This window comes from Oleiphilus sp. HI0043 (assembly GCF_001634935.1).
The window spans coordinates 18,174-29,298 of sequence record NZ_LWEY01000446.1; the positions used below are offsets into that span (position 1 = coordinate 18,174).

General features: G+C 43.9%; 9 protein-coding genes. 3 read left to right on the forward strand and 6 right to left on the reverse strand.

Translation table 11 applies throughout. From position 1 onward, the window contains the following. Positions 1-19: 19 nt before the first annotated feature. Genes A3729_RS05750 through cmoB form a run of 3 tightly spaced genes read left to right on the forward strand, consistent with a single transcriptional unit; the run spans position 20 to position 2,111 of the window. Complete coding sequence (locus A3729_RS05750; RefSeq protein WP_068553207.1) at positions 20-376, forward strand: hypothetical protein; 357 nt, start codon at positions 20-22, stop codon at positions 374-376. Further along, on the forward strand, positions 376-1,116 hold the full coding sequence (gene cmoA, locus A3729_RS05755) for a carboxy-S-adenosyl-L-methionine synthase CmoA (protein ID WP_068513432.1): 741 nt from the start codon (positions 376-378) through the stop codon (positions 1,114-1,116). The genes A3729_RS05750 and cmoA overlap by 1 nt, the downstream gene beginning before the upstream one ends. A gap of 8 nt (positions 1,117-1,124) precedes the next feature. Continuing rightward, on the forward strand, positions 1,125-2,111 hold the full coding sequence (gene cmoB, locus A3729_RS05760) for a tRNA 5-methoxyuridine(34)/uridine 5-oxyacetic acid(34) synthase CmoB (RefSeq protein ID WP_068513437.1): 987 nt from the start codon (positions 1,125-1,127) through the stop codon (positions 2,109-2,111). Positions 2,112-2,201: 90 nt separating this feature from the next. Here the strand turns inward: cmoB and A3729_RS05765 are convergent, their stop codons facing one another. From A3729_RS05765 to hflX, 6 genes are all read right to left on the reverse strand, one after another. Next, the gene (locus A3729_RS05765; RefSeq protein ID WP_068513457.1) at positions 2,202-3,497 is read right to left on the reverse strand and encodes an adenylosuccinate synthase; all 1,296 of its coding nucleotides are present in this window, start codon (positions 3,495-3,497) and stop codon (positions 2,202-2,204) included. Positions 3,498-3,611: 114 nt separating this feature from the next. Continuing rightward, complete coding sequence (locus tag A3729_RS05770) at positions 3,612-4,823, reverse strand: ATP phosphoribosyltransferase regulatory subunit (protein WP_068513439.1); 1,212 nt, start codon at positions 4,821-4,823, stop codon at positions 3,612-3,614. A 206-nt stretch (positions 4,824-5,029) separates the two neighbouring features. Beyond that, the gene (gene hflC / locus A3729_RS05775; RefSeq protein ID WP_068513442.1) at positions 5,030-5,902 is read right to left on the reverse strand and encodes a protease modulator HflC; all 873 of its coding nucleotides are present in this window, start codon (positions 5,900-5,902) and stop codon (positions 5,030-5,032) included. After that, complete coding sequence (hflK, locus tag A3729_RS05780) at positions 5,903-7,075, reverse strand: FtsH protease activity modulator HflK (protein ID WP_068633366.1); 1,173 nt, start codon at positions 7,073-7,075, stop codon at positions 5,903-5,905. 242 nt (positions 7,076-7,317) lie between these two features. Continuing rightward, positions 7,318-9,444 (reverse strand): hypothetical protein, encoded by a 2,127-nt coding sequence (locus A3729_RS05785; RefSeq protein ID WP_068633368.1) that lies wholly within the window; start codon positions 9,442-9,444, stop codon positions 7,318-7,320. A 238-nt stretch (positions 9,445-9,682) separates the two neighbouring features. Continuing rightward, positions 9,683-10,978 (reverse strand): ribosome rescue GTPase HflX, encoded by a 1,296-nt coding sequence (gene hflX, locus A3729_RS05790; RefSeq protein WP_068514973.1) that lies wholly within the window; start codon positions 10,976-10,978, stop codon positions 9,683-9,685. Positions 10,979-11,125 lie beyond the last annotated feature (147 nt).

Below are 11,125 nucleotides of genomic sequence, written 5' to 3' on the forward strand. Positions count from 1 at the left end.
ATTATTACTGGAACAAACAATGAACGAACAAGCACCAAACGATCAAGAAATAGAAGAGCAAGACAAGGTAAAAAAGTCGACACTTGTCATCGCCATTTTCATAACAGTTTTCGTAACCTTTTTCACTTTGGAACAAAATGGGCTCATTCAGCATAACAAACAAAAAGATGACTACCCTGTCGCTGAATATAAAGCTATTTTTATAGAAAAACTTGATCAAGGCGAATACCGACTTTCTCACAAACCTTCAAACCAAACAGCCGTTTGTCATCAAGGCTATTTATTTATCCAGTCAGATAAAAATGATGGCATGCAGGGTTTGTTAGTCGATTATAAAAATCGCGGTGTACGCTGTGGAGAACTGGTAAGCAAGTAATGACTGAACAAAAACCTGACACTATTTTTTCTCAAGCGCTTGATAGCGTAGGCGACTTCAAGTTTGACGAAGCAGTTGCCCGAGTTTTCCCTGACATGATCCGTCGCTCGGTTCCCGGTTACACCACGATAATTCCGATGATCGGTCTCATCACTGAGCGCTACGCTCAGAACGATTCAGCATGTTATGACCTGGGTTGTTCCCTAGGTGCATCAACACTTGCTATGCGCCATGGCTTAAGAGACAAAAGTTGCCAACTCATCGCCGTCGATAACTCAGAGTCGATGCTTGATCGCTGCAACCACTATATCAAAATAGATAACGAAGAAACTCCCGTTGAACTTGTGTGTAAGGATATCACAGAGCTGGCGTTTCAACCTTGCTCAGTCGTGACGTTAAATTTCACCCTGCAGTTTGTTGACCCTGCATTGCGCTTAAAACTCCTCAAAGATATCTATGCTGCAATGGAGCCGGGTGGCGTACTAATTCTTTCCGAAAAGATCTGTTTTGACAATCAAAATGAGCAAAGCGAGCTAGAAGAACTGCACTGGTTGTTTAAACGCGCAAACGGCTATAGTGAACTGGAAGTGAGCCAAAAGCGAAGCGCCCTTGAAAAGGTACTAATGCCAGACACCCTAGAAGCCCATCAAGCGCGTTTGAAAGAGGCCGGGTTTACTCACTCCCACCTTTGGTATCAATGTTTCAACTTTATGTCGCTGATAGCGATTAAAGCAGCTTAGGTATAACGATGGATTTCTACCCTCTCTATGACGACTTATTTGCTTTCATGCGCAGCAACAAGCTCGAACCCTGGTTGGAGACTTTAATCCCCCTACTCAAACATAAGCTTCAAGAAAAGCCTCATGGTGACTTAAAGCGTTGGTTGGAGGCCTATCATTCTCTGCCAGTTTTAAACTCCGACATCGTCAATCTAGATGCTTCACGTGTTGGTGCCGACAGCAAGGAAGGCCTAAATAGTGATACGTTTAAACAGCTTGAACAAGCACTTAGAGGTTTAATACCCTGGCGAAAAGGACCCTATGACTTATTCGGCGTTCATATCGATACGGAGTGGCGATCAGACTGGAAATGGGAACGTATCAAAGACCACATCACCCCCTTAAAAAACCGGATTATACTCGATGTAGGCTGCGGTTCTGGTTATCACTGCTGGCGTATGTTGGGCGAAGGCGCACAAAATGTTATTGGGATCGACCCGAACTTTTTATTCTTACTACAGTTCGAGACTCTAAAGAAATATTGTGGCCCTCAAGCACCCATCCATTTGCTCCCAGTACGAATGGAAGATGTGACACCACAGCTAGAGGCCTTTGACACAACTTTCTCAATGGGCGTGCTTTACCATCGCCGCTCACCTATCGATCACCTATTGGAGCTCAAGGGGACCTTGCGCCAGGGCGGCGAACTGGTGCTGGAAACGCTCATTTGTGAAGGTGAGCTAGGCTATAGTCTAATGCCAGAGGATCGTTACGCCATGATGCGAAACGTCTGGTATCTACCAACTAAAGAAACCCTGAGCTTATGGCTAAGGCGAGCCGGTTTCACTAATATTCGCTGTGTAGAGAGCAACATCACCTCAACTGAAGAGCAGCGAAGCACGGACTGGATGAAGTTCCAATCCTTAAAGGACTTCCTAGACCCAACAGACCAGAGCAAAACGCTTGAAGGCTACCCTGCCCCTTTGCGTGCGACTTTCATTGCAAATAAAAAATAGCTTGTAGTCACTCTCAACTCAAAACACTCGCTCATAAAAAAAGCCTGAAAGCATAAAGCAATCAGGCTTTTTAAGTATTGATTAGCTAAATCAGTCGAAAGGATGTCTCAGCACAATCGTCTCAACACGATCAGGGCCGGTTGAAATAATATCAACAGGCGCTTCAATCTTCTCTTCAATGTACTTGATATAGCTTCGAGCATTTTCAGGAAGGTCTTCTAGTTTCTGCACACCTAAAGTGCTTTCTGACCAACCAGGTAGCGACTCAAATACAGGTTCCAGATCTTCATAACCTCGACCATCAAGCGGTGGGCGTGTTAATTCTTCACCCGCTTTAGTCTTATAACCTACACAAACCTGAATCTCTTCAAGACCATCTAGTACATCAAGTTTGGTCAAACAAATACCAGACACCGAATTGATCTGAATAGCATGACGTAAACCAACCGCGTCAAACCAACCACAACGACGTGGACGACCAGTGGTTGCACCAAACTCATGGCCTTTCTCGGCAAGATGACGACCTTGATCATTAAACAACTCTGTTGGGAATGGACCAGAACCAACTCGAGTTGTATAAGCTTTAGTAATACCCAGTACGTAATCAAGGTACATAGGACCGAAACCACTACCGGTCGCCGTGCCACCTGCGGTCGTATTTGAAGATGTTACAAATGGGTAGGTACCGTGGTCAATATCTAGCAAGGAGCCCTGGGCACCCTCAAACAAGATATTCTCACCCGCTTTACGGTATGCGTGAAGCTCGTCCGTGACATCAACCGCCATCGGTAAAAGAACCTTCGCCATCTCAAGCACATCATCAAGCGTCTTTTGATAATCTACAGGCTCAACTTTGTAGAAGTTTTCCAATACAAAGTTGTGGTATTCCATAATTTCTTTAAGCTTTTTAGCAAAGTTTTCTGCATCAACCAAGTCACCTAACCTTAGACCTCGACGAGAAACTTTATCTTCATACGCTGGGCCGATTCCGCGACCAGTCGTACCGATCTTATCAGCACCTTTCGCTATCTCTCGCGCTTGATCAAGCGCAACGTGATAAGGCAAAATTAATGGGCAAGCCAAACTCAGCTTTAAGCGCTCCTTAACCGGCACACCTTTTTCTTCAAGTTCAGTCATTTCCTTGATAAGAGCATCAGGAGCAAGCACGACGCCATTACCAATCAGACAAGTAACGTTATCACGTAGAATTCCGGAAGGAATCAAATGTAATACTGTCTTTTCCCCGTCAATTACCAGTGTATGACCGGCATTATGGCCACCCTGGAATCGCGCTACCGTCGCAACCTGATCTGTTAATAAGTCAACGATTTTACCTTTGCCTTCGTCACCCCATTGGGTGCCCAAAATGACAACATTCTTACCCATAACTTCTCTTCTCATAGAAAAAGCACAATGCTTTTATTGCTAATTGCCAGCTAAACAAGATACTGACAAGCCTTTAAACTGAATGGACCGCTATCTTAGCCGCCCGAAATAACACTAGCCAACAGGCTCAAGAGCCCATTGTTGATCTTTTAATACCAGCTGTTTGCTACAAGAATACCCTTTCGCAGTATCTGCAGCATTTAACGCTTGAACTACCTGATAGGACTTACGTAGCGCTGCTACCTCACTATGCAATTTTTTATCATCAGACAGAGGTGCAAAGACTCTTTCCTTTTCAGGCGTTTCTGCAGCCAAGCTAGAGACTTTCAAAATAGCTTTTAGATCTGCGCTAAAGCCGGTAGCAGGACGCGAACGTTCGTCCCGACCATGATCAAAACCTTTACCGATATCATCGTAGCGGCCACCTTTCGCTAAGGCATATCCATAACCCAAGCTGAACGCTGAAAACAAAATACCAGTATGATAGCTGTATCCACGTAACTCACAAAAATCGATCCCGATTTCAACACCATCAAAACGAAGCTGAATTTGATCAATAATTCTCTGCAGCTCAGCAATAGCGGAAACAATACCTTCGTTAGCGCTTAGCTTTAAACGCTCAACACTTTGACGAATTTTTTCTAGAGACTCAACACCACCACTTAGGTTGGCAATATCTCTAATAAGTAAAATTATCTCTTTATTTGCATCATCTGCTTGAGCTAAAGCGTCCAATTCAGGTATAGATTTTCGACTAAGTGCATCAAACACTTTAATTTCAGTACTTTCATCAAAGCTTGCAGATTCTAACAGCCCTCGGTAAATTCCGACATGCGCCAGATCAATATGTATACGACCTACCTGAGCGGCATTTAGCGTATCTAGCATCAAAGAAATTACTTCAAGGTCTGCCGCCTGGCTTTTCTCACCGAATAATTCACAGCCAATTTGCATCGGACAGCGGTTAGTAAGCATGTGTGCAGGTCTAGTATGTAGCACGGTGTCTGCATAGCATAGTCGGCTAATACCGTTAGTTTTAAGCATATGCGAGTCAATTCTTGCTACCTGAGGCGTTATATCAGAGCGTACCCCCATCAAACGGCCTGTGAGCTGATCGGTCACCTTAAACGTCTGTAAATCTAACTCGTTTCCAGTCCCCGTCAACAATGACTCTAAATACTCTATAAGCGGCGGTGATACCAGCTCGTAACCATAGGAAGCATAAATATCGAGCATCGACCGGCGCATCTGCTCTACTTTCCACGCTTCTGGTGGCAGCAGTTCATCAACCCCATCTGGCAGTAACCAGCGTTCAGACACACTCATGCAAATTCTCTCTTATGGACAGTCTTATCAAACAACATTATTTCAGCAAAATAAGGGCTGAAATTGGCCTTCAAATTCTAGAAGACCCAAAAGCACGCGATTTTACAGTTTTATTGCGCACAAAAAAACCAATGTTTGCAAAAAGCATAAAAAAACGCGAATAGAACTTATCTATTCGCGTTTTGATAGAGCGAAATTAACTTAGATTACTTCGCGTCAGGCTTCTTCATATACTTAAAGAAGTCGCTATCTGGTTTAAGCAGCAAGACATCATCTTTACCAGAGAATGTATCTGTATAAGCTTTCAAACTACGCGTAAAAGAATAGAACTCTGGGTCCTTATTGAAGGCTTCAGCATAGGTGTTTGCAGCAATGGCATCACCTTCACCACGTATTTCTTCCGACTTACGATAAGCATCAGCTTCCAGTACAATCTTTTGACGATCGGCGTTTGCCTTAATACCTTCTGCTAGCTCCTTACCCTGCGAACGAGTTTCTCTTGCTTCCCGCTCACGCTCAGTCGCCATACGACGGTATACGTTTTTACTCAAATCTTCAGGCAGGTCAATTCCTTTCACACGCACGTCGACCACTTGAATACCAAACTCACTAACCGTTTGCTCATTTAGCTTCTTGGTAATGATACTCATCAACTGATCACGCTCACCCGATACCACCTCAGTTAAGCTGCGAGATGCAAATTCGTCTCGTAAGCCTTTGTTGGTTGAGTTCGCCAACAAGGTCGTGGCTTGCCAACGATTACCCGCTGTTGCCTTGTAATAAGCTTTAACATCGACAATCTTCCACTTAATGAAAGAGTCAACGATTACAAATTTCTTACCCACGGTAAGAAAACGTGCTGGCTGTGCATCTAAGGTTAGAAGACGCGCATCAAACAAACGAACATTCTGAAAGAAAGGCATCTTGAAGTGCACACCTGGCTGAATGTTTGTTTCAACGATTTCACCAAACTGAAGCTTGATACCCACTTCTCGCTCATCTACTACATAAATCGATGCAGATAGAACAACGACAACAACCAGTAATGAAATCAAAGATAATAATGAAGACTTAGACATTTATCTGCTCTCCCTGGATGTACGGTTGTTTCTTGAACGAAGCTCCTCAATAACTTGGTCTGCAATATCTGACACAGACTGATCTACGCTATCATCATTTGATAGACTAACAGAGCGGTTAGACATTAGCTTATCCAAAGGCAAATACATCATATTGTTGCCGCCTTCTACATCCACCAAGACTTTACTGCTATTGCTGTATACCGATGAGATTGCGTCAAGATATAAACGGTCTCTGGTAACTTCTGGCGCTTTTTTATATTCAACAAGTAACTTCTTAAAACGATCAGCCTCACCTTGTGCCTGAGAGATAACCTGCTCTTTATATGCGTTCGCTTCTTCTAACATTCGCTGAGACTTACCACGCGCTTCGGGAACAACGGTGTTGGCATAAGCCTCTGCTTCGTTTACATAACGCTCTTTATCCAGATTAGCCTTTTGAACATCATCAAAGGCTGACTGAACAGCAGCAGGTGCACGCGCTTCTTTAACGTTAACAATACTAACGTTAACACCCGTGTCGTAGGAATCCATAAAGCTTTGCAGACGCGTTCGCGCATTTTCTGCAAGCACAGCACGGCCAGCCGTTAGAATTGGGTTCAAATCTGTACTACCCACTTCATGCCGTAATGCTGATTCAGCAGCATGTTGTAAACTACGCTCTGGATCTTCAACGCGTAAAGCAAATGCTACTGGGTCCGATACCGTATACTGAACGTTTAGTTCAACCTGAACCACGTTCTCATCCTGAGTCAGCATTTCTTGCTTCAACTCGGCATTTCGAACATTAGTTACGTTTACAGGAATGACCTTCTCGACAACAGGAATCACAAAGCGTAAGCCCGGGTCCAAGGTTCGGTTGTACTTACCTAATTGAAGGACAACGCCTCTTTCCTGCTCATCAATGGTATAAAATGACTTAAAGCCTAAAAAGATGACCAGCGCAATCAATGCCAAAATAAATACACCACCAGCACCCTGGCTTGAACCGCCAGAAGAGCCACCAGTTTTTTTCGGGCCTGAACCAAACAAGCCATTCAGCTTATCCATCAGTTGTTTTAAAGCTTCATCGAGATCAGGTGGCCCTTGATTATTGCCGCCTTTATTCCCTCGATTATTAGAACCCCAAGGGTCGTTATCATTACGATTACCACCCGGCTCATTCCAGGCCATAGAAGACTCCGTTACATTTTTTAGATTAGTTTCATGAAAGATTCTTACGAATCAAAGTATTGTGACTTAATTGCCCACAAGTGTGGTTAATGAGGGCAAAGTCTTAGTTTACAAGAGGCACATAGTATTGTGCTTGGAGACGGACAGCAAGCGGTTTTTATGGTGGGCGTTTATCAGACATAAAAATGGGCAAGCTTATGCTTCCCCATTAAGGATTTAGATCTAACTATTAAATAAGAAACCTAGTGAAGGAAAGAGATAAAACGTTCTTCAATCACCCCATCTGCGCGTGTTACAGCGACTTTTAATGTACCGAAGCTAGTAGCAGGGTCATCATCTGCCTCTACTATAATCATGTTAGTAAACGGAATCGGATTACCGTCAGAATCTACTGGACACTGATTAGGAATTACAATATTTTGGCCCGTTACAATCTCACCATCCTCAACACTTACTGCTACAGTAGTGCCATTTGCAGGCATTAGCCCTTTACCATCAGTAATTGTAACTAGAACTCCTGCGGCGCCCGCTGAAGCATCCAGAACCCCACCACCTAAGTTATCAGAAATTACGACATCATCTTCAGACATACAGATCGTAGCTACACGTCTTACATCGACTAGCGACTCACAATGATACGGAGAATTAGGGTCATCAGGATCCGAAGGTTCTTCAGCTGCCTCAGTACAACTTGCCCCCTGATAAAATCCCGGATTAGTCTTAGTGTCGTATACCTGATTATTGTTAAAATCTGAGTAGAACTCATTATCATCACGCACACCATTATAGTTAACATCGATATAAGCTTCGTCCAGTTCGACATCTATGACTTCACCTAAATCATATTGACCATTCAAGTTCGCATCAATAAATGACTCCTCTCCAGTCGTACGTGCCATAATATGCACTAAACCGTTATCGGGACGCGGATTCGAACTTGTCCAATCAACTGAACAAAAGCCACTATCTAATTCACAGGAACCCACTATCTGACCACCGGTTGTCACAAAAGAAACCTGAGTACCATCTCTAGCCTCATTATTAAAGCGGTCACCTGCGCGCACAGTCATTCGAGAAGTTGTTCCAGAAATATCCCAACCACGAGGGTTAAAGGTCTCTACAGATAAAGTAAAGCTGTCTTGGTCAGGAAGTCCACCCAGAACGGCAATTGAATCAGATGTCGTAGTTGTCGTTGCAGTTGAACCATCCTCATACTCAACAGTTACCGTTGCAATGATTGCCACACTAATGTTAACGCCACCAGCAGTAAGCTGTACTGAAGTATTACCCTCTTCATCCGTTACCGAAGAATAAGTCGATAAGCCATTAGGGAAAGTAATCCCCCCCACATTCGTTGACAGAGAATATTCAATTGTTTCACCTGCCATCGGCTCGCCCGTCGCATCGTTCAAACTGAAGGTAACGGTTGTAACCTCTGGGTGAGCACTTGAGCCACTGCCTTTCAACGCGATGGTTGAAGGATCAGCCGATACAAAAGCTAATTCACCTAGTATTTGCTCTGCTACGTTAATATTTGCTGTAGCTGAGGTCCCATCACTTAGTGTAGCGGTAATGACATCAGGCCCTTCACAGGTATTCGCAGTATACGTTGCAACCGCGGTACCTGTCGTTGTATTAACCGAAGATGAAATATCCGACTTGCCTTGCTGCACACAATTTGAAGTAAAGCTAACCGACACGGAACTAGAGGTAAATAGAGTATTACCGTTGGTATCAACAATATTGACCGACACAACCGTGTCGCCACCATAGGTTAGATCAACACCGTCAGTTAGCGTTGTCATTTCACCCGATACAAAAGAATCGCCAGAACTTCTACCCAAACCTAAACTAGAGATATCAATTGTTACGGATGCAGTTGAGGTATTACCTTCATCATCAGTTGTCGTTGCTGTTATCGTATCCGAACCAGTACAAGATGTGGCAGTATAATTTACGGTCGCCACACCTGCAGAACTTAACGCTGATTCACCAATTGTCGCCAATCCTTGTGTCGCACAAGCTGAACTAAAGCTCACTGAGGTTGGCGTTGCTAATAATTCATTATCCCTACCTGCATTAACTACATTGACAGATATCGTCGTACTAGCACCGTAAGAAAGCACCTCACCGTCAGCCAAACCGGTTACCATTGCACCAGCATCAAAACTATTACCTGAACCAGAACCTAACCTCTCGTCCACGTCAGCAGTCGGTGATGTATCCGTCCCGGAATCGGTTTCAGTAGTTTCAGTACCACTTGAATCATCTGGGTTACCATTACCCACACCAAAACCGTCACTTCCGCTACATGCACTTAGCAAAAGCGCCATGCTCAGCGATAAAACCACTGATTTATTAAGAAACATATCTTATCCTCAATTTGGCAATGCCTAAAATATCAATATCTTACGATGAATTCCTAGAAAAGAAGTTCGCTATCCATAAAACATAGCACAGCTTTTTATTTTTAACAGAAGTACTTACATAACTTAGTGTAAGTTTTTTTGAGAAATGTAATTTTCTGACTTGACGCACATTTGGCTGCACGTTTTCAGTCAAATGCGTGACATTTTAGTGCCTTTTATCGGGCTGGATAGCTTGTGATTACAAGTTAGTGATATCTAAATCAGATTCATTAACTTCAGCTTGGCGAAGCAGTCTTTCGTAATCGAGGCGCTGTAAGCGAATCTCTAGAACTAGCCCGCCTTCTTCATCATAGCTTTCATCCTGCACGACCGATGCAGCATAAAACAAGGCTCTTAGTTTTCCACCTTTAGAAGGGTCAAGTTTAATTTTCTGATGAACTATTTCATCACCAAGAATTTCAATAATCGCTTGATTAAGCAGATCTACACCAGCACCCGTATAAGCAGACACCCATACTCGCTGCGGCACACCGTCTTCATCTCTATCTATTCTCGGCTCACGACCGTCTAATAGATCTAGCTTATTATAAACCTTTAAAGTCGGAACCTTATCCGCACCAATCTCCTTAAGAACATGCTCCACCTGCTCAATATTATCCATGCGACCTTCATCATGACAATCAATGACATGCAAAAGAAGCGTAGCGTTGCAGGTTTCTTCAAGCGTTGCCCGGAAGGCATCTACCAATTTATGCGGGAGATGTCTAATAAAACCAACGGTATCAACCAAAATAGCGTTGCCGATATCCGGCAGGTTCAACTTTCTTAAAGTCGGGTCCAAGGTTGCAAACAGCTGGTCGGCAGCATAAACATCCGCTTCAGTGACTCGATTGAATAAAGTAGATTTACCAGCATTGGTATAACCAACCAAGGATACTGTTGGTATTTCTGCACGGGTGCGTGCTCTACGACCTTGGTCACGCTGTTTACGAACTTTCTCCAGACGTGAGGTAATAGTCTTGATACGACCGCGAAGTAAACGTCTATCACTTTCTAACTGAGTCTCACCCGGCCCTCGTAAACCGATACCACCCTTTTGACGCTCCAAGTGGGTCCAGCCGCGAATCAATCTCGTCGACATATATTCTAACTGAGCAAGTTCGACCTGCAGCTTACCTTCGTGAGTTCTCGCCCGCTGAGCAAAGATATCCAAAATGATACCTGTACGGTCGATAATTCTACACTCCAGGGCCGCTTCAAGATTTCGCTGCTGACTTGGTGACAAAGCATGATTAAACAGCACAACATCTGCCTCACCATGCTCTAACTCGAACTGTATTTCTTCCAGCTTACCCTTACCAACAAAGTGCCGGGCATCCGGCTTATCTCTAGAGCCAGTAATGACTGCTAGCGTTTCAACCCCAGCAGAAGACACTAACTCCTTGAATTCATCAGGGTCTTCACGTTCTTTTTCAGAGTTAAAATCAATATGAACCAGTATAGCCAGCTCACCGGAGTCGGGACGGTCAAACACGTTTAATTACTACTCCGGCGGGCAAAAAAGCTAAGCGACGATAAAAGTCTGATAGTGGGGATAGAGTCAAGATAGACTATGACTCTTGTTCTTCAGGTGTTGCAACGCGAACATTACGTGCAGGTACAACCGTTGAAATAGCGTGCT

Coding starts and splice junctions, on each gene's coding strand:
- cmoB (WP_068513437.1), top strand. CDS start 1,125: ATGGATTTCTACCCTCTCTATGACGACTTATTTGCTTTCATGCGCAGC.
- hflC (WP_068513442.1), bottom strand. CDS start 5,902: ATGTCTAAGTCTTCATTATTATCTTTGATTTCATTACTGGTTGTTGTC.
- A3729_RS05765 (WP_068513457.1), bottom strand. CDS start 3,497: ATGGGTAAGAATGTTGTCATTTTGGGCACCCAATGGGGTGACGAAGGC.
- A3729_RS05785 (WP_068633368.1), bottom strand. CDS start 9,444: ATGTTTCTTAATAAATCAGTGGTTTTATCGCTGAGCATGGCGCTTTTG.
- A3729_RS05770 (WP_068513439.1), bottom strand. CDS start 4,823: ATGAGTGTGTCTGAACGCTGGTTACTGCCAGATGGGGTTGATGAACTG.
- hflK (WP_068633366.1), bottom strand. CDS start 7,075: ATGGCCTGGAATGAGCCGGGTGGTAATCGTAATGATAACGACCCTTGG.
- cmoA (WP_068513432.1), top strand. CDS start 376: ATGACTGAACAAAAACCTGACACTATTTTTTCTCAAGCGCTTGATAGC.
- A3729_RS05750 (WP_068553207.1), top strand. CDS start 20: ATGAACGAACAAGCACCAAACGATCAAGAAATAGAAGAGCAAGACAAG.